General features: G+C 71.0%; 18 protein-coding genes and 1 tRNA gene. 7 read left to right on the top strand and 12 right to left on the bottom strand.

Features of this window, described 5'->3' with window-relative positions; all coding sequences use genetic code 11:
• The first annotated feature begins 4 nt into the window (after window positions 1–4).
• Complete coding sequence (locus tag P0L94_01695; protein ID WES64795.1) at window positions 5–1,678, top strand: DEAD/DEAH box helicase; 1,674 nt, start codon at window positions 5–7, stop codon at window positions 1,676–1,678.
• Here P0L94_01695 and P0L94_01690 read toward each other — a convergent pair.
• The 3 genes from P0L94_01690 to P0L94_01680 are packed head-to-tail and all read right to left on the bottom strand — an operon-like array spanning window position 1,639 to window position 4,483.
• Entirely contained in the window at window positions 1,639–2,370 is a 732-nt protein-coding gene (locus tag P0L94_01690) for a pyrimidine reductase family protein (protein ID WES64794.1), read from the bottom strand. The two genes, P0L94_01695 and P0L94_01690, sit on opposite strands and share 40 nt — an antisense overlap.
• On the bottom strand, window positions 2,370–3,266 hold the full coding sequence (gene folP, locus P0L94_01685; GenBank protein WES64793.1) for a dihydropteroate synthase: 897 nt from the start codon (window positions 3,264–3,266) through the stop codon (window positions 2,370–2,372). Before folP ends, P0L94_01690 begins: the two co-directional genes overlap by 1 nt.
• Complete coding sequence (locus tag P0L94_01680) at window positions 3,263–4,483, bottom strand: FAD-dependent oxidoreductase (protein ID WES64792.1); 1,221 nt, start codon at window positions 4,481–4,483, stop codon at window positions 3,263–3,265. Before P0L94_01680 ends, folP begins: the two co-directional genes overlap by 4 nt.
• A gap of 133 nt (window positions 4,484–4,616) precedes the next feature.
• Here P0L94_01680 and P0L94_01675 point away from each other — a divergent pair, with 133 nt between their 5' ends.
• From P0L94_01675 to P0L94_01665, 3 genes are all read left to right on the top strand, one after another.
• Entirely contained in the window at window positions 4,617–5,309 is a 693-nt protein-coding gene (locus tag P0L94_01675; GenBank protein ID WES64791.1) for a response regulator transcription factor, read from the top strand.
• A gap of 111 nt (window positions 5,310–5,420) precedes the next feature.
• Complete coding sequence (locus tag P0L94_01670) at window positions 5,421–7,049, top strand: HAMP domain-containing sensor histidine kinase (protein WES64790.1); 1,629 nt, start codon at window positions 5,421–5,423, stop codon at window positions 7,047–7,049.
• A 133-nt stretch (window positions 7,050–7,182) separates the two neighbouring features.
• Window positions 7,183–7,470 carry a WXG100 family type VII secretion target gene (locus tag P0L94_01665; GenBank protein ID WES64789.1) on the top strand — a complete coding sequence of 96 codons (288 nt, stop codon included), beginning with the start codon at window positions 7,183–7,185 and terminating at the stop codon, window positions 7,468–7,470.
• A gap of 50 nt (window positions 7,471–7,520) precedes the next feature.
• Here the strand turns inward: P0L94_01665 and groL are convergent, their stop codons facing one another.
• The 5 genes from groL to P0L94_01640 form a co-directional block, all read right to left on the bottom strand.
• Entirely contained in the window at window positions 7,521–9,140 is a 1,620-nt protein-coding gene (gene groL / locus P0L94_01660) for a chaperonin GroEL (protein WES64788.1), read from the bottom strand.
• Between the two features lie 171 nt (window positions 9,141–9,311).
• Window positions 9,312–9,515 (bottom strand): cold-shock protein, encoded by a 204-nt coding sequence (locus tag P0L94_01655; protein ID WES64787.1) that lies wholly within the window; start codon window positions 9,513–9,515, stop codon window positions 9,312–9,314.
• Window positions 9,516–9,644: 129 nt separating this feature from the next.
• Window positions 9,645–10,223 (bottom strand): LytR C-terminal domain-containing protein, encoded by a 579-nt coding sequence (locus P0L94_01650; protein WES64786.1) that lies wholly within the window; start codon window positions 10,221–10,223, stop codon window positions 9,645–9,647.
• A 9-nt stretch (window positions 10,224–10,232) separates the two neighbouring features.
• Complete coding sequence (locus P0L94_01645; protein WES64785.1) at window positions 10,233–10,472, bottom strand: DUF3263 domain-containing protein; 240 nt, start codon at window positions 10,470–10,472, stop codon at window positions 10,233–10,235.
• A 9-nt stretch (window positions 10,473–10,481) separates the two neighbouring features.
• The gene (locus tag P0L94_01640) at window positions 10,482–11,471 is read right to left on the bottom strand and encodes a DUF2332 domain-containing protein (protein ID WES64784.1); all 990 of its coding nucleotides are present in this window, start codon (window positions 11,469–11,471) and stop codon (window positions 10,482–10,484) included.
• Window positions 11,472–11,558: 87 nt separating this feature from the next.
• Here P0L94_01640 and msrB point away from each other — a divergent pair, with 87 nt between their 5' ends.
• Complete coding sequence (gene msrB / locus P0L94_01635; protein ID WES64783.1) at window positions 11,559–11,963, top strand: peptide-methionine (R)-S-oxide reductase MsrB; 405 nt, start codon at window positions 11,559–11,561, stop codon at window positions 11,961–11,963.
• An 11-nt stretch (window positions 11,964–11,974) separates the two neighbouring features.
• Here the strand turns inward: msrB and P0L94_01630 are convergent, their stop codons facing one another.
• From P0L94_01630 to P0L94_01620, 3 genes are all read right to left on the bottom strand, one after another.
• A complete protein-coding gene (locus tag P0L94_01630; GenBank protein ID WES64782.1) occupies window positions 11,975–12,931 on the bottom strand; it encodes a DMT family transporter in 957 nt (318 codons plus the stop codon).
• 63 nt (window positions 12,932–12,994) lie between these two features.
• Window positions 12,995–13,067, bottom strand: a tRNA-Thr gene (locus P0L94_01625).
• Between the two features lie 60 nt (window positions 13,068–13,127).
• Entirely contained in the window at window positions 13,128–14,048 is a 921-nt protein-coding gene (locus P0L94_01620) for a thioredoxin domain-containing protein (protein ID WES64781.1), read from the bottom strand.
• Window positions 14,049–14,295: 247 nt separating this feature from the next.
• On the opposite strand from P0L94_01620, the gene ugpC reads away from it, so the two are divergent.
• Window positions 14,296–15,396, top strand: a complete 1,101-nt coding sequence (gene ugpC / locus P0L94_01615) for a sn-glycerol-3-phosphate ABC transporter ATP-binding protein UgpC (protein ID WES64780.1) — start codon at window positions 14,296–14,298, stop codon at window positions 15,394–15,396.
• Between the two features lie 71 nt (window positions 15,397–15,467).
• On the top strand, window positions 15,468–16,778 hold the full coding sequence (locus P0L94_01610; GenBank protein ID WES64779.1) for a DUF4032 domain-containing protein: 1,311 nt from the start codon (window positions 15,468–15,470) through the stop codon (window positions 16,776–16,778).
• 12 nt (window positions 16,779–16,790) lie between these two features.
• On the opposite strand, the gene P0L94_01605 is transcribed toward P0L94_01610, so the two are convergent.
• Complete coding sequence (locus P0L94_01605) at window positions 16,791–17,432, bottom strand: NAD(P)H-binding protein (GenBank protein WES64778.1); 642 nt, start codon at window positions 17,430–17,432, stop codon at window positions 16,791–16,793.
• Window positions 17,433–17,453: the final 21 nt, after the last annotated feature.

Here is a 17,453-nt window from a genome sequence, read left to right as displayed (position 1 = left end):
CGTTATGGCTGACGGCCCCCTCATCGTCCAGAGCGACCGCACCGTGCTGCTCGAAGTGGCGCACCCCGACGCGGAGAACGCCCGCCACGAGCTGGCGATCTTCGCCGAGCTCGAGCGCGCCCCCGAGCACATCCACACGTACCGCATCACGCGGCTCGGCCTGTGGAACGCCCGCGCGGCCGGGCACGACGCCCAGGACATGCTGGCCACGCTCGATCGATGGTCGCGCTTCCCGGTGCCGCCGTCGGTGTCGATCGACATCGCCGAGACCGTGAACCGCTACGGACGCCTCGTCATCGAGCGCACCCCCGCCGCCGAGGACGGCACGGGCGGCGAGCTCGTGCTCCGGTCGACGGATGCCGCGGTGCTCGCCGAGGTGTCGAAGAACAAGCGCATCCAGCCCCTGCTGATCGGGCATCCGTCCCCCGACACGTACGTCGTCGACCCGTGGGCGCGCGGCCACATCAAGCAGGAGCTGCTGAAGATCGGGTGGCCCGCCGAGGATCTCGCCGGCTACACGCCCGGCACTCCGCATCAGATCGACCTCCACGAGGACACCGGGCCGGAGGGCTGGCATCTGCGCCCCTACCAGCGCAAGGCCGTCGACATCTTCCACGACGGCGGCTCGGGCGTCGTGGTGCTCCCGTGCGGCGCCGGGAAGACGCTCGTGGGCGCCGGGGCGATGGCCGCCACCAAGACCACGACGCTGATCCTCGTCACCAACACCGTCAGCGCCCGGCAGTGGCGCGATGAGCTGCTCAAGCGCACGAGCCTGACGCCCGAGGAGATCGGCGAGTACTCCGGCCAGTCCAAGGAGATCAAGCCCGTCACGATCGCCACGTACCAGATCCTCACCGCCAAGCGGAAGGGCCAGTACGCGCACCTGGCGCTGCTCGACGCGCTCGATTGGGGCCTGGTCGTCTACGACGAGGTGCACCTGCTGCCCGCTCCCGTCTTCAAGCTCACCGCCGATCTGCAGGCCCGCCGGCGCCTCGGCCTGACTGCGACCCTCGTGCGCGAGGACGGCCGCGAGGGCGACGTGTTCAGCCTCATCGGCCCCAAGCGCTTCGACGCGCCGTGGAAGGAGATCGAGGCGCAGGGCTTCATCTCGCCCGCCGTCTGCTATGAGGTGCGCGTGGACCTCCCCGCCGGCGAGCGCCTCGAGTACGCCGCGGCCGCCGACGAGGAGCGCTACCGCCTGGCCGCGACCGCCCCGGCGAAGATCGGCGTGGTGAAGGACCTCGTCGCGCGGCACCAGGGCGAGCGCATCCTCATCATCGGCCAGTACCTCGACCAGATCGACACGCTCGCCGAGGCGCTGGGCGCACCCAAGATCACGGGGCAGACCCCGGTGGACGAGCGCGAGGAGCTCTACCAGGCGTTCCGCGAGGGCGAGATATCGGTGCTGGTCGTCTCGAAGGTCGCGAACTTCTCGATCGACCTGCCGGAGGCGTCCGTCGCCATCCAGGTGTCCGGCTCGTTCGGCTCGCGGCAGGAGGAGGCCCAGCGCCTGGGCCGACTGCTGCGCCCGAAGAAGTCGGCCGACACCGCGAGCTTCTACACCCTCATCGCCCGCGACACCGTCGACCAGGACTTCGCGCAGAACCGCCAGCGGTTCCTCGCCGAGCAGGGCTACAGCTACACGATCCTGGACGCCGACGAGGTGGCCGCCGCATAGCGGAGGAAGACGAACCCGTCGTCGTCCGCGATCGCGTGCAGCAGCCGCAGCGGACGCGACGCCGCCGGCGCTCCCCGGAGGATGCGCCCGGCGTCGCCGCCGGCGAGCGTCGGCGACAGCGTCAGGCACAGCTCATCGACGAGCCCGACGGCGACGAGCGCTCCGAACAGCCCCGGCCCGCCCTCGCACAGGATGCCGGGAAGACCCCGCTCGGCGAGCGAGGACCGCATCAGGGCCAGGTCGACGCCGCGCTCGCCGCACACCAGCACATCGGCGACCGCGTCGAGCGCGTGGCGGCGCTCGAGCGGTGCATGCGCCGACGTGACGACGATCGGCGTGGTCACCGCATCGGCGAAGACTCCGAGCGCAGGATCGAGGTCGGCGCTGCCGGTGACGATCGCCAGACGCGGCTGGGGCGGCATGCCGTGCCTCACGCGCCACGCGGCCAGCTCGTCGTCGACGCGCATGCCGCCGTACCCCTCGGAGCGGATCGTTCCCGCACCGACCAGGACGACGTCCGACAGCGCCCGCAGGACACCCATGAGCGTGCGATCGGTGTCGCCTCCGAGCGCACCGCTGCGTCCGTCCAGGGTCACCGCGCCGTCCGCGCTGGCGACGAAGTTCATGCGCACGGCCGGTGCGGTGCGATCACCGACGGCGTACGCGTCGAGGAGCTCCGTCACGGTGGGCATCACGCGTTCCCCTCCGGCCGCATGTTGTGCACGAGCGCGTCGTCGGGCGGCACGCGCCAGCCGAGGATCGCCTCGAGCATGCGCATGGCGTCGACGGTCTCGGCGACGTTGTGGACGCGCACGATCCGCGCGCCCTGCTGAACGCAGTAGACCGCCGCCGCCAGCGACCCGGCCAGCCGGGCGGAGCGGTCACGGCCGAGCGTCTCACCGATGAAGTCCTTGTTCGACAACGCCACCAGCAGCGGCGATCCCAGGGCCGCGACATCGCCGATGCGCCGCGTCAGCTCGAGGGAGTGCAGGGTGTTCTTGTTCAGATCGTGGCCGGGGTCGAGGATGATCCGGTCGGCGGGCACACCCGCCTCCAGCGCGCGCTCGCGCCGGTCCCGGAGCCAGGCCGAGACGTCGGCGACGACGTCGTCGTACCGCGGCACCGGCAGCTTTGTGCGGGGAGCGGCGAGGCTGTGCGCGATCACGACCGCCGCGTCGCTGTCGGCGACCACGCGCGCCATGTCGGGGTCGGCCAGACCCGTGGTGTCGTTGATGACGGCCGCGCCCGCCTCGATCGCCGCACGCGCGACGGCCGGCTGGAAGGTGTCGACGCTGACGGCGACGTCGCCCGCGAGCTCGCGCACCACGGGGACCACCCGAGCGACCTCCTCCTCGACCGGCACCGGCGGCCCGGGGGCGAACTTCACCCCGCCGACGTCGACGATGTCGGCTCCGGCGTCGACGGCCCGGCGTCCGGCCGCGATGGCGGCCTCGAGGGCGAACGTGGCTCCCCGGTCGTAGAACGAGTCCGGCGTGCGGTTGACGATGGCCATGACCGCGACGCGCTGCGAGAGCTCGAGCGTCCGATCGCCCGCGCGCAGCAGCGCGGTCGTGCCGGGCGCGGTCATGCGGCCAGACCCGCGAGCTCGACGCCGGGGTCGCGCAGGCGGTCGGCATCGACACGCGCGCCCGAGCGGATGAGGGCCTGGATGTCGTCGTGCACGTCCCACACGTTGACGTTCATGCCGCCGACCACGCGTCCGTCGTCGTGCCAGAAGGCGATGAACTCCCGCGCGTCCACGTCACCGCGGACGACGACATCGGCGTCGTGCATGAGTGTCGGGAACCCCGAGAGCTCCATCCCGAGGTCGAACTGATCGGTGTAGAAGTACGGGATGCCGTCGTGGCGCGCGTCACCTCCGAGCATCGAGCGGGCCGCCACCTCGCCGCCGGCGCGGGCGTTGTCCCAGTGCTCGCTGCGGAGGTGACGCTGGACGAACGGGTGGTAGGCGCTGGCGACGTCGCCCGCCGCGAAGACATCGGGGGCGCTCGTGCGCAGATGCTCGTCGACGACGATTCCGTCCAGGACGCGGATGCCCGCCCGCTCGGCGAGCGACGTTCGCGGCGTCGCGCCCACTCCCGTGACCACGACGTCCGCGGGCACGGTCTCGCCGCCGGCGACGACCGCGGACACCGCACCGTCGCCGACGATCGCCTCGACCGGAGCCGATGTCCTCACCGTCACGCCGTTCTCGCGGTGGAGGCCCGCGAAGACCTCACCCATCTCGGCGCCGAGTGCGCCCGCCAGCGGAACGGGACCGCGGCCGAGGACCGTGACGTCGTTGCCGAAGCCGCGCGCGGTGGCGGCGACCTCCATCCCGATCCAGCCGGTTCCCACGACGACGACACGCCGATCGCCGCCGCGCAGATCCGCGGCGATCGCGTCGGCGTCCTCGATCGTGCGCAGCGCGTGGACGCCGCGCACGTGCGCGCCCGGGAGTCTGAGCCTGCGCGGCGACGCGCCGGTCGCGATGAGGAGCGTGTCGTAGGCGAGGTCCGCGCCGTCCGCCAGCGTGAGGCGGTGACCCGACGTGTCGATGCCCGTCGCACGCGTGTCCGCCCGCAGGTCCACCTCGCGCTCGCGGTACCAGTCCGCCGCGTGCAGCACGACGGCGTCCAGGCCTTCCACGCCGGCGAGATACCCCTTCGACAGCGGCGGACGCTGATACGGCGGATGCGGCTCGGCCGCGAGAACGGTGATCTCCGCGTCGGGCGACTCCTCCCGCAGGGTGGCGGCCGCGGATCCCGCCGCCTGCCCGCCGCCGATGATCACGTGATGAACCATCCCGCGCTCCTCGCCTCGTGGTCTCCGAGCCCCCTTCCGACCCTATGCCCGAACGGTGCGATCGGGGCCCGCGATCCCGGCCCGCCGCACGGATATCCAGCGCGCGCATGGAATGGGTGGCAATAATGGCCATATGACCGCACCGCGCATCCTCGTCGTGGACGACGAGCCGAACATCCGCGACCTGCTCATCACGAGCCTGAGGTTCGCGGGTTTCCAGGTTCGAGCTGTCTCCAACGGAGCCCAGACGATCTCGGCCGTCCTCGAGGAGGAGCCCGACCTGATCGTGCTGGACGTCATGCTCCCCGACATGAACGGCTTCAGCGTCACCAAGAGGCTCCGGGGCGCCGGCTACACAGCGCCGATCCTCTTCCTCACGGCCAAGGACGAGACCGAGGACAAGATCGCCGGTCTGAACGCCGGCGGCGACGACTACGTGACGAAGCCGTTCAGCCTCGACGAGATCGTCGCCCGGATCCAGGCGATCCTGCGGCGCACGATGCAGGCGGATGAGGAGTCGGTGATCCGCGCCGGCGAGCTCACGATGGACCAGGACACGCACGACGTGCAGGTCGGCGACGCCTCGATCGACCTGAGCCCCACCGAGTTCAAGCTGCTGCGCTACCTCATGCTCAACCCGAACCGCGTGCTGTCGAAGGCTCAGATCCTCGACCACGTGTGGGAGTACGACTTCAACGGGGACGCCGGCATCGTCGAGAGCTACATCTCGTACCTGCGCCGCAAGATCGACCCGCATTCGTCCGAGCCGCTGATCCAGACCAAGCGCGGCTTCGGGTACATGCTCAAGGCCGGGAAGTCGGCCTAGCCGGCCCGAAGGAGAGCCGCCCTGGCACACACGAACGACGCCGTCACCTCCTGGTGGCGCGGAACCAGCCTGCGTGCGAAGGTCACGGGCGTCGCGGTCGCGGTGCTCGCCATGGGGCTGCTCGGCGCCGGGATCCTGACGACGACCTTCCTGCGCGGGGCCCTGGCCACGACCGTCGAGGACAACGTCCGCGAGGTCGCGCGCACGGATGTGGCGGCCCAGCAGTTCGACCTCGCCATCCAGAACGGCGTCCTGACGGTCGAGCCCTCCGACGCGGCGCGCGACACGGATCTCTTCGTCGCGGTCTACAGCCCCACCGGCGACGGCGAGCTGCTGGGGGTCGCCGGCGGTCGCGGCGCCACTCCCCCGGATCTGCCGGAGACGTTCCCGCTGGATCGTGCGCTTCCTCGCGAGAACGGCGTGTACACGCTGTGGAGCGAGGACGGCGAGGCCGAGTACCGCTACGCGGTCACGGTCCAGGAGACGCGCAACGGCGGCGTCGCCTTCTACACGCAGCTGGTCGCGGCGCCGCTGGCGGGCGTGAACCGCACGGTCGCGACCTACCTCGGCATCTACAGCATCATCGCGGTCATCACGATCGTCGTGGGCGCGATCATGACGCGGCTGCTGGTCACCCTCGCCTTCCGCAGCCTCGGACAGGTCGAGACGACGGCGATGTCGATCTCGGCGGGCGACCTCTCGAGCCGCATGACCGACATCGAGCCGGGGACCGAGGTGGGGCGGCTCAAGATGGCCATCAACGCCATGCTCGACCGCGTCGACGGCGCCATCTCGCAGCGCGACGCGACGGTGCAGCAGATGCGGCGGTTCGTCGGCGACGCCAGCCACGAGCTGCGCACGCCGCTGGTGACGGTGCGCGGCTACGCCGAGCTGTACCGCATGGGTGCCATCCACGGCGACGAGCAGATCGCGCAGTCGATGGACCGCATCGAGAAGGAGGCGATCCGCATGGGCGGCATGGTCGAGGACCTGCTCGCCCTCGCGCGCCTCGACGAGCGGCGCGACGTCGTGATCACCGAGGTGGATCTGCGCCCCATCGCCCGCGACGCCGGACTCGATGTGCGGGCGACCTCGCCGCGGCGGGAGGTGACCGTCATCGACACGACCGCCGAAGCGGAGGCGCGGCCGGCGCCGTCGAGCACGCCCGCAGAGCCCGCCGCCAAGAAGCGCCAGGCACCCGCGATCACGCGGGCCGGCGCGACCCTGGCGATGCTGCGCCGACGCGCCCGCACCGCCGAGTCCGAAGGGGCCGAGACCGCCGAGACCGAGCCGGCGACCTCGCCGGCGGGCCGTCGCGAGCCGATCGTGCTGGGCGATGAGAACCGCATCCGCCAGGTCGTGACCAACCTGCTCGGCAATGCGCGCCGCTTCACGTCCGAGGACTCCCCCATCGAGCTTCGCATCGGGGTCGATCCGACCGAGGAGACCGGGTGGATCGAAGTGAGCGACCACGGCGAGGGCGTGCCCGACCAGATCAAGGAGAAGATCTTCCAGCGCTTCTGGCGGGCCGACACCTCGCGCACGCGCGAGACCGGCGGATCGGGCCTGGGGCTTTCGATCGTCCAGTCCATCATGGAGGCGCTCCACGGCACGGTGCGCGTGATGGACACTCCGGGTGGCGGCGCCACGTTCCGCGTGGCCTTCCCGCTCGCGAGCAGACGGGATGCCGAGGAGCACCGAGACCTCGAGACCCAGCCCATCCAGCCGCCGCCGGCTTGAGTTCTCCTCCCCAGCCGCCGGCGCATTGCGCGTCCTCCCCAGGCCGGGCCGTGGACCGCGGCCGGCGCGAGCGCGCGCTTAGCGTGGCGGGACGGGGATCGGCATCCGGCCCTCCCCGAAGCGAGGAGGTTCCATGGCCGTCTTCTCCGTCGACAGCGACGCCGTCATCGCCGCGACCGGCTCGGTGCGCAGCACGATCGACCGCATCGAAGGCGAGACGCACGCGATGATGTCGCAGCTGACGCAGCTGCAGAGCACGTGGACCGGCGGGGCGTCGAGCGCCTTCCACGCGGCGGTCGAGCAGTGGCGCGTCACGCAGCGGCAGGTCGAGGAGTCGCTGGCGGGCATCAACGCGGCGCTCGCCTCGGCGGGCCGCCAGTACGCCGAAGCGGAACAGGCGACGATGAGCCTGTTCCGCTGACGCAGAAGAGCCCCGGCCGAAGCCGGGGCTCTTCTGTCACAGGCGCTGGATCAGAAGTCCATGCCGCCGGTCGGGTCGGCCGGAACCGGCGCGGCCTTCTCGGGCTTGTCGGCGACGACGGCCTCGGTCGTCAGGAACAGGCCCGCGATCGACGCGGCGTTCTGCAGAGCCGAACGGGTCACCTTGGCGGGGTCGATGATGCCCTGCGCGAACAGGTCGCCGTACTCGCCGGTGGCGGCGTTCAGGCCGTGGCCGGCCGGCAACTCGGACACCTTGTTGGCGACGACGCCGGGCTCCAGGCCCGCGTTGAGGGCGATCTGCTTGAGCGGAGCCTCGATGGCGACCTTCACGATGTTCGCGCCGGTCGCCTCGTCGCCGACGAGCTCGAGACCGTCGAACGCCGTGGTGCCCGCCTGGATGAGGGCCACGCCACCACCGGGGACGATGCCCTCCTCGACGGCCGCCTTCGCGTTGCGGACGGCGTCCTCGATGCGGTGCTTGCGCTCCTTGAGCTCGACCTCGGTGGCCGCGCCCGCCTTGATGACGGCGACGCCGCCGGCGAGCTTGGCCAGGCGCTCCTGGAGCTTCTCGCGGTCGTAGTCGCTGTCGGTGTTGTCGATCTCGCGACGGATCTGCGTCACGCGGCCTTCGATGAGCTCCTGCTCACCGGCGCCCTCGACGATCGTGGTCTCGTCCTTGGTGATGATGACCTTGCGTGCACGGCCGAGCAGGTCGAGGGTGGCGTTCTCGAGCTTGAGACCGACTTCCTCGGTGATGACCTGGCCGCCGGTGAGGATCGCGATGTCCTGCAGCTGGGCCTTGCGACGGTCGCCGAAGCCGGGTGCCTTGACGGCGGCCGACTTGAAGATGCCGCGGATCTTGTTCAGCACCAGGGTCGCCAGAGCCTCGCCCTCGACGTCCTCGGCGATGATCAGGAGCTCCTTGCCGTCCTGGATCACCTTGTCGACGATCGGCAGAAGGTCCTTGATGTTCGAGATCTTCTGGTTCGCGATCAGGATGTAGGGGTCCTCGAAGACCGCCTCCTGGCGCTCCGGGTCGGTGACGAAGTAGGGGTTCAGGTAGCCCTTGTCGAAGCGCATGCCCTCGGTGAGCTCGAGCTCGGTGCCGAAGGTCTGCGACTCCTCGACCGTGACCACGCCCTCCTTGCCCACCTTGTCGATGGCCTCGGCGATGAGAGCGCCGATCTCGGTGTCGGCCGCCGAGATCGAAGCGGTCGCAGCGATCTGCTCCTTCGACTCGACCTCCTTGGCGTTCGCCAGCAGCTCATCGGTGATGGCCTTGACGGCCTTCTCGATGCCCTTCTTCAGCGAGATGGGGTCGGCGCCGGCCGCGACGTTGCGCAGGCCCTCGCGGACGAGCGCCTGGGCCAGGACGGTGGCCGTCGTGGTGCCGTCACCGGCGACGTCGTCGGTCTTCTTGGCGACCTCCTTGACGAGCTCCGCGCCGATCTTCTCGTACGCGTCCTCGAGCTCGATCTCCTTGGCGATCGACACGCCGTCGTTCGTGATGGTGGGGGCGCCCCACTTCTTCTCGAGCACGACGTTGCGACCGCGCGGGCCGAGGGTCACCTTGACGGCGTCGGCGAGGATGTTCAGGCCGCGCTCGAGACCGCGACGGGCCTCCTCGTCAAAAGCGATGATCTTTGCCATAAGTGTGTCGTCCCTCCCGGACGGTGGCTTTCGGACTTAGCACTCAACAAGATGGAGTGCTAACACATTCTGGCACTCGCCCCTATCGAGTGCAAGCCGCGGGGAAGGATGCCGCAACACGACGGCAGCGGGGCACCCCGAAGGGCGCCCCGCTGCCGGTGAGAAGCGGTGTCAGGCGACGATGCGGACGGATTCGGCCTGCGGACCCTTCTGTCCGGTCCCGACGGTGAACTCCACCGTCTGGCCTTCCTCGAGGACGCGGAAGCCGGTCATCTCGATGTTCGAGTAGTGGACGAAGACGTCGCGGCCATCAGAGACCGTGATGAAGCCGTACCCCTTCTCGGCGTTGAACCACTTGACGGTTCCCTGGGTCATGCGAATCTCCTGTTGCTGTGGGACTGGGGCCCATCGTATTCATCGGAGAATTCACAGATTCGCCCGCGGGCGAAGTGTTGACACGCATGCCGCGAAGTGTTTACGGGCACGAAACACGCGCGGTGCGGCTCAGGGCTCGGGCGTCGCGCTCGCGGAGTCCTCGATGCGATCCAGACCCAGCACGACCGTCAGCTGCGAGGCGCCCTCGACGGCGACCTGGTAGACGTCGCTCTGCTCGGTGCGCGCTCCGCCGATCACATCGGCGAGCCCGAGTGCCGCGGCCTCGTCCTCGTCGGAGAGGTAGTACACGGTCGTCTCGGCGAAGTCCTGGCTGCCGGCCTCGCCGGCGGTCACGTCGGAGGCTGCCCAGCCGGCGCCGAGCACGACGTCCCTCGTCTGCGTCGCCAGTCCCTCCTGGGGCGTCGCGTTGAGGATCAGCACCTGGTAGGACGTGTCCACGACCGGCTCCACGGCCTCTACGGGGGTCGCGGCGACCGTCGGCTCGGGCTCGGGCACGAGCTGGATGCGACCGGACGCGATCATCGTGGCGAACACTCCGACGAGCGTCAGGACGACGGTTGCAGCGACGGCCCAGAAGAAGAGGGTCCAGCCGTGCAGGTGCGGCTGCTCGGCGCGATGCGCGCCGACACGGCCACCGTCCTCGGGCAGGTCGTCGAAGCGATCCCTGGGGAAGGAGGTCTGTGGCACCCCACGATGTTACCCGGCGCGCGCGGTGGTCCTCGGCCCGCGCTCGTCGCGCAGCCGTCGCAGCCGCCCCACGAGCATCGGATCGTGCGCCTGGGCGTCGGCCGAGTCGATCAGCCGGCCCAGCAGCTGGTAGTACCGCGCCGGCGACATGCCGAGGTCGGCGCGGATCGCCTCCTCCTTCGCGCCGGCGTGACGCATCCACGCGTTCTCGAAGTCGAGCAGGGCGCGGTCGCGGTCGCTGAGGGGCACATCCCCACGCTAACCGCGTGCCGGCGGAGATCCCGCGCGCCACTCCACGGATGCGCCGAGCGGATCGACGGCGGCCAGCGCTCGCGCATCCAGCCCCAGCACGAAGCCGCCCCAGCCGGCGGCGTCGAGGCGCGGGCGCCACGCGTCGTGGAGGCCGGCGGGATCGATCGTCACCCATCGCCACGGTCCTCGGGCGAGCATGTCGATCAGCCGCTCGCGCGCCTGGCGCGGGATGTGCGGCAGCACGCCCGGGGTCGCCACGACGAGCGTGGCGCCCCGGGGTGCCGCCGAGACGGCGGCGTGCAGCACGTCCGGGTACGAGGCGTCACCCGCGGCGATCGGCGCGGGATGGGCCGCGGCGATGTCGAGGGCGCGCCGGATGCGCTCGGCGCGCCCGGCCTCCCCCGGCCACACGAGCGCCTGGAGGAACGCCCGGTCGTCGCGGTCGCGCGGGTCCAGCGGGGCGAGATCGATCCCGCCGCGCCACACGATCTCGGGCATCCGCACGGCGGCGGGCCCCGTCAGCCGCGACGACAGCACGACGGGCGAGGGCCCGGTGGGCGGATCGAGGTCGGGTCCGCCGTCGTACCGGTACGAGTAGCGGTCCGGATGCAGGCACAGCCCGGCGCTCGCGCCGAGCTCCAGGAGCGCGATGGGCCCGGGGATCATCGACAGAGCGGGCAGGAGCGCCGCGCAGCGCAGCGGCTCGTTCGTCTGCAGCGACCGGCGCGATGCCTCGCCGACGACCGCGTCGATGTGCACGCCGAGCCATGCCGCCCACTCCGGATACGCCGCCTCGGGAGCGCCCAGCATGCGGGCGATCGCGAACACGAGCGGCGGCTGCCGGCGTACGGCGGGGATGCGCGCGAGGAGCCCGGCCGTCACGGGGTCCGCCGCCACGCCGGCGGCCCATTCGGCGTACAGCGCGCTGCGGCCGGGGGCCTCGTCGCGGGCGAAGCGCCGGTACCGTTCGACGACCTCGTGCTCATCGGTGCTCATCGGCTCCCATTCTCCCGGCAGACGCCCAGCGGGCGCGGAACAGCGGCGCGCGGGCTGCTGTTGAATGGAGACGACCGAGGAGGATCAATGACGTACGACGTCGAGTACAGCGACGACCAGTGGCGGGAGCGCCTCTCCGCCGACCAGTACGCGGTGCTGCGTCAGGCGGGCACCGAGCGCGCCTGGACGGGCGAGCTGCTCGATGAGCAGCGGGCCGGCCTCTACACGTGCGCCGCGTGCGACGCCGAGCTGTTCATGAGCGGCACCAAGTTCGACTCGCACTGCGGGTGGCCGAGCTTCTACGAGTCCGTCCGCCCCGAGGCCGTGGAGCTCATCGAGGACCGCAGCCACGGGATGGTGCGCACCGAGGTCCGGTGCGCCTCGTGCGGCTCGCACCTGGGGCACGTCTTCCCCGACGGCTTCGGCACGCCGACCGGCGACCGCTACTGCATGAATTCGATCTCGCTGTCGTTCACGCCCGACGGCGCGTAGGCGCCTCGGGATCAGACGCGCCGGAGGCGGCGCGTCCAGGGCGAGGCCGCGACGACGACCGACACGAGGGCCACAGCAGTCATGAGCGACTCCCGGACGAGCCCGGGGCTCGCCGGGGCGGGCCACAGCGCGTCCAGCAGCAGGGACGTCACCAGCTGGCCGACGACCGAGCCGAGGCCGAACAGCAGCACGCCGGTGTACTGCACCAGCGCGGCCGACAGGAAGATGTACACCACACCGATGGCCCCGCCGGTGTAGATCCACGCGTCGGTCGGGAGCGATTCGGGCGGGCCGGCGACGGCGATGCGGATCGCAGCGGCGACCGCGAGCACGAGCGAGCCGCCGGCGAAGTTCACGGCGGTCGCCGTCAGCGGCGTCCCGACCCGCTGCCGCAGCCGTCCGTTCGTCGCCTGCTGCCAGGAGATCCCCGCGCCCGCCAGGAACGGCAGCACGAGCATCCACCACGGGATGCCGCCCAGACCGTCGCCGGTGAGCGAGAGCGCCACGGCGACGAGCGCGAGCCCGCCGCCGACCACGCGCGGGATCGTGACGGCGACGACGCCGGCGGGTCCGTATCCGATCCGGTCCAGCACGAGTCCCGCCAGTGTCTGCCCTGCGACGACGCCGACCGTGAACAGCGAGACGCCGATGAGCCCCACCGCGAGGCCTTGCGTGGCGACGGTGAGGGCTCCGGCGGCGCCGCCGGCGAGCATCCACCAGGGGATGCCGCCCCGGCGCACACCCCGCAGCAGCCGCGCGGTGCCGCGGCGGCCGGCCGGGATCGCCGCCGAGAGGACCACGAGGATCGCCAGGCCCGATCCGAACGAGATGAACGCCGCGGTGAAGCCGTCGTCGATGGCCACGCCCAGCTGACCGTTGACGCGCGCCTGCAGGGCCGTCAGGGCTCCCACCACCACGGCGCCCGAGATCGCCAGCCACGCGGGCAGGGGGGTGCTCTGGCCCGTCACGAGCCGACTACGGGACTCGAACCCGCACCGCGCGATGACAAGTCGGGGTCGATGCAGAACACGAGCCGACTACGGGACTCGAACCCGTAACCGCCCGATTACAAGTCGGGTGCGCTACCAATTGCGCCAAGTCGGCAGAGCGCCCAGTCTACCGGGGCGATGCCGCCGGGCCGTCCCGGCCGGTCGGCCGCGCACTCTACGGCTCGGCCGTCGGCGTGGGGGTGGGCGTCGCCTGGTAGTAGGCGTCGCTCGCGAGCGTCAGGACGAACTGCGAGAACTCCTTGGGGTCGGTCAGCGACCCGACGTAGGGCGAGCCGTTCACCAGCACGGTCGGCGTCCCGGTGAGGGCGATGTCGGTGTCCGGCAGGCCCTCGAGCGCGCGCTCGGTGGCGGCCTGCGCCCACGCGCGGTACTCGCCCTCTTCGATGCACTCGCGCACCGTCTTGGGGTTCTGCGCACCGGACGCGATCGCCATCGACGCCAGCTCGCTGTCGTCGTAACCTCCCGTGCCGACCTCCGGCTGCTGTGCCAGCAGGGCGTTGTTGAAGGCGAAGAAGGTCTCGGGCGAGTGCGCGCCGACGCACGCGGCCGCGCCGGCGGCGCGCAGCGAGTACTTCGTCCCGTTGGACTTCGCCGTGAGCATCGACACCGGGTAGTAGGTCAGCGTCGCGGCGTCCTCGCTGACCCACTTGGCCAGCTGCTGGACGTTCGCCACCTGGAAGTCGCGCGACGCCGTCGAGAGGTAGTCGACGTAGACGCGGATCTCGATGACGGGGTGGTCGGTCGGCGTGGGCTCGGGCTCGTCGCTCGGCGAGGGGCTCGGCGTGGCGTCCTGCTGGACGTCGCTGCTGAGCGCGACGCCGGCGACCGAGGTCACCGCGAAGCCGTCGTCGGTCATGTTCGACGGCGACAGCATCGGCTGCGAGGCGTCCGAGGATACGACCCACGTGACGACCGACGCGGTCACGGCGACGACGACGACCGCGACCAGCGAGATCACCGCTGCGCGGATGCGACGGGCGCGGCGCTGCCGGGCGTGCACCTGCTGCGCCTTCTCGCGAACGGCGTCCCGACGCTCGCTCGGGCTCGGCGCATTCGAAGGATCGTCGCTCGACATGGAACCTCTCGGGGGCTGACTGTGGGGACCGGCACGCTGCAGAGACCGCACGGGCGCGGCCGGAGTCGATGCTAGCCAGGGTGTCTGGGAAATGCCCAGACAGGCGCTCCACAGGAGCCGAAACCGATGGAGACCCGCCGTCATGGCATACTGATGGGTACGCCCGATGGCGGGCGTACGGGCTAGCCCCCGTTCATCCTCACTACGGATCGTCCGGCACGTACCTGCCGGTGAAGGAGAAGAATCAATGGCGACCGTCACTTTCGACAACGCGACGCGTCTGTACCCCGGGGGCACGCGCCCCGCCGTCGACAAGCTCAACCTCGAGATCGAGGACGGCGAGTTCCTCGTTCTCGTCGGCCCGTCCGGTTGCGGCAAGTCCACGTCCCTGCGCATGCTGGCCGGCCTCGAAGAGGTCAACTCGGGCCGCATCCTCATCGGCGACCGCGACGTCACCGATGTCGCTCCCAAGGACCGCGACATCGCGATGGTGTTCCAGAACTACGCGCTGTACCCGCACATGACCGTCGCCGAGAACATGGGCTTCGCCCTGAAGATCGCCGGTGTCGGCAAGGACGAGCGCGCGCAGCGCGTCCTCGAGGCCGCGAAGCTGCTCGACCTCGAGCAGTACCTGACCCGCAAGCCGAAGGCCCTGTCCGGCGGTCAGCGCCAGCGCGTCGCGATGGGCCGCGCGATCGTCCGCCAGCCCCAGGTGTTCCTCATGGACGAGCCGCTGTCGAACCTCGACGCCAAGCTCCGCGTCCAGACGCGCACGCAGATCGCGTCGCTCCAGCGCCGCCTCGGCGTCACCACGGTCTACGTGACCCACGACCAGACCGAGGCCCTGACGATGGGCGACCGCATCGCGGTCCTCAAGGACGGACTGCTGCAGCAGGTCGGCACCCCGCGCGACCTGTACGAGAAGCCGCAGAACGTCTTCGTGGCCGGCTTCATCGGCTCGCCGGCGATGAACCTGTTCCCGGTTCCGCTCGCCGAGGGCGGCATCCAGTTCGGCACCCGACTGGTCGGCATCGACGACGCCACCGACAAGGCCCACGGCAGCGAGGTCACCGCCGGCGTCCGCCCCGAGGACATCATCGTCAACCCCGAGGACGGCAAGGGCCTCTCGGTCGTCGTCGACCTCGTCGAGGAGCTCGGCGCCGACGGCTACCTGTACGGGCACACCGACATCCACGGCAAGCGCACCGACATCGTCGCGCGCGTCGACGGCCGCAACCACGCGAACGCGGGCGAGACCGTCATCCTGGCCCCGGTGCCGCACCACGTGCACGTGTTCGACGCCGAGACGGGCGAGCGCCTGACGTCCGCTCCGATCGCATCGGCCTGACACCACCTCATCGCGACGGCGCGGGCGGATTCGGTTCCCCCGCGCCGTCGCGCCGTCTTTCGGGAGGGCCCGTGCCGGATGCCCTGAGCATCACCGCCAGCAGGATCGACCCGGCGCTGCTCGATCTTCCGTGGCAGACGCCCCTGGGCGCGTGGCCGTCGCACACGATCGTCTACCTTCCCAAGGGCATCTCCCGCCATCTCGTGCGGTTCGCGAACCTGTCGGGGCGCGTCGTGGCGATCAAGGAGACCACGGGCGCCATGGCGCGGCGCGAATACGACATGCTGGGCAACCTCGCCCGCCTGGACGCCCCGCGCGTGGAGCGCGTCGCCGTCATCGACGGGCGCCGTGACGCCGACGGCGAGCCGCTCCCCGCCGCGCTCGTGACCGCGCACCTGAAGTTCTCGCTCCCGTATCGAGCCCTGTTCACGCAGGTGCTGCGCCCCGACACGGCCACACGGCTGGTCGACGCCCTCGCGGCGCTGCTGGTGCGCCTGCACAACGTCGGGTTCTTCTGGGGCGACGTCTCGCTGTCGAACACGCTGTTCCGCCGAGACGCGGGGGCGTTCGCGGCCTATCTGGTCGACGCCGAGACGGGCGAGCTGCACGAGAGCGGGCTCACGCCGGGACAGCGCGAGCACGATCTCGAGATCGCCCGCACGAACATCGCCGGCGAGATCATGGATCTCGAAGCCGGCGGCCGTCTCGAGGGAGGCGTCGACGCGCTCGCCATCGCCGACGGGATCGTGTCCTCCTACCGGTCGCTGTGGGCCGCGCTGACCGACATCGAGAGCTTCGGCGTCGGCGAGTCGTGGCGCATCACCGAGCGCGTGCAGCGGCTGAACACGCTCGGCTTCGACATCGGCGAGATGTCCATCCAGTCCACCACCGACGGCACGCGCGTGTCGATCGAGCCGAAGGTCGTCGACGCCGGCCATCACCAGCGGCGCCTGCTGCGCCTGACGGGCCTGGACGTCGAGGAGAACCAGGCGCGGCGCCTCCTGAACGACCTCGACGAGTTCCGGGCGCGCGTCTCGCGGCTCGGCGACGACGAGGAGATGGTCGCCCACGAGTGGCTCACGCGGGTCTTCGAACCGGTCGTCAAGGCCATCCCGTTCGACCTGCGCGCCAAGCTCGAGCCCGCAGAGGTCTTCCACCAGGTGCTCGAGCACCGGTGGTACATGTCGCAGGCGCGCGGCCGTTCGGCGCCGCTGGCGGAGGTCCTCACGAGCTACATCGACGAGGTCCTGCGCCACCGGCGCGACGAGGCCACGCTCATGGGCCCGCCCACCGACACCGTGTCGATGCCGGTGATCACCTCCGCCCTCGAGGTCATCGACGAGGATGAGGACGACGAGGTCGACTGGCGGGACCTGGTCTGAAGCGTCCCGGCGTCAGTACCCGACCGTGAAGCGCTCGCGCGAGTGCCGCGGGTTCTCGATCTCGTCGACGATCGCGACGCCCAGGTCCGCACCCGAGATGAACGACTCGCCGTCGGCATCCGTCACGAGGACGTCGCCGCCGTCGCGGTACGCACCGGTGCGCTCGCCCGGGTTCCACGCGCCGAAGCCACCCGCCGGGTGCACGTAGAACCAGTCGCGCGCGGCGGGACCCGCCTGCAGGTCCTCGAGTACGCCGTAGGCCTCGAGGGCCTCGGGCTTGTACTCCTCGGTGAACGAGGGCTGGTCGACCAGCCGCTCGCCTCCCGGAGCGATGAGGCTGCCGCCGGCGCCGCCGATGACACCGACACGCACGTCGGCGGGCAGCGCCGCGACGAGCTCGGCCATCGCGGGGCGGTACTTGCCGAGCATGTCACCGCGCGGGGCGACCGCCGAGACCACCACGTCGACGCCTTCGAGCTCCGCGACGAGGCTCGGGACGTCGAGCACGGTGCCTTCGACGTACGTGGCTCCGTCGACGCGGTCGGCGGGAAGCGTGCGGGCCACCGACACGACGGTGTGCCCCCGGCTCACCGCCTCGGCGACGATGTTGCGTCCGGCGTAGCCGGTTCCTCCGATGACGGCGATGCGGGGCATGGTGTTCCTCTCGTGGGCTTG

The organism is Microbacter sp. GSS18 (assembly GCA_029319145.1).
Taxonomy (GTDB): Bacteria; Actinomycetota; Actinomycetes; order Actinomycetales; family Microbacteriaceae; genus Microbacterium.
This window is presented reverse-complemented; position numbering and strand designations above follow the sequence as displayed.

Coding starts and splice junctions, on each gene's coding strand:
- P0L94_01695 (WES64795.1), top strand. CDS start 5: ATGGCTGACGGCCCCCTCATCGTCCAGAGCGACCGCACCGTGCTGCTC.
- P0L94_01690 (WES64794.1), bottom strand. CDS start 2,370: ATGCCCACCGTGACGGAGCTCCTCGACGCGTACGCCGTCGGTGATCGC.
- folP (WES64793.1), bottom strand. CDS start 3,266: ATGACCGCGCCCGGCACGACCGCGCTGCTGCGCGCGGGCGATCGGACG.
- P0L94_01680 (WES64792.1), bottom strand. CDS start 4,483: ATGGTTCATCACGTGATCATCGGCGGCGGGCAGGCGGCGGGATCCGCG.
- P0L94_01675 (WES64791.1), top strand. CDS start 4,617: ATGACCGCACCGCGCATCCTCGTCGTGGACGACGAGCCGAACATCCGC.
- P0L94_01670 (WES64790.1), top strand. CDS start 5,421: ATGGGGCTGCTCGGCGCCGGGATCCTGACGACGACCTTCCTGCGCGGG.
- P0L94_01665 (WES64789.1), top strand. CDS start 7,183: ATGGCCGTCTTCTCCGTCGACAGCGACGCCGTCATCGCCGCGACCGGC.
- groL (WES64788.1), bottom strand. CDS start 9,140: ATGGCAAAGATCATCGCTTTTGACGAGGAGGCCCGTCGCGGTCTCGAG.
- P0L94_01655 (WES64787.1), bottom strand. CDS start 9,515: ATGACCCAGGGAACCGTCAAGTGGTTCAACGCCGAGAAGGGGTACGGC.
- P0L94_01640 (WES64784.1), bottom strand. CDS start 11,471: ATGAGCACCGATGAGCACGAGGTCGTCGAACGGTACCGGCGCTTCGCC.
- msrB (WES64783.1), top strand. CDS start 11,559: ATGACGTACGACGTCGAGTACAGCGACGACCAGTGGCGGGAGCGCCTC.
- P0L94_01620 (WES64781.1), bottom strand. CDS start 14,048: ATGTCGAGCGACGATCCTTCGAATGCGCCGAGCCCGAGCGAGCGTCGG.
- ugpC (WES64780.1), top strand. CDS start 14,296: ATGGCGACCGTCACTTTCGACAACGCGACGCGTCTGTACCCCGGGGGC.
- P0L94_01605 (WES64778.1), bottom strand. CDS start 17,432: ATGCCCCGCATCGCCGTCATCGGAGGAACCGGCTACGCCGGACGCAAC.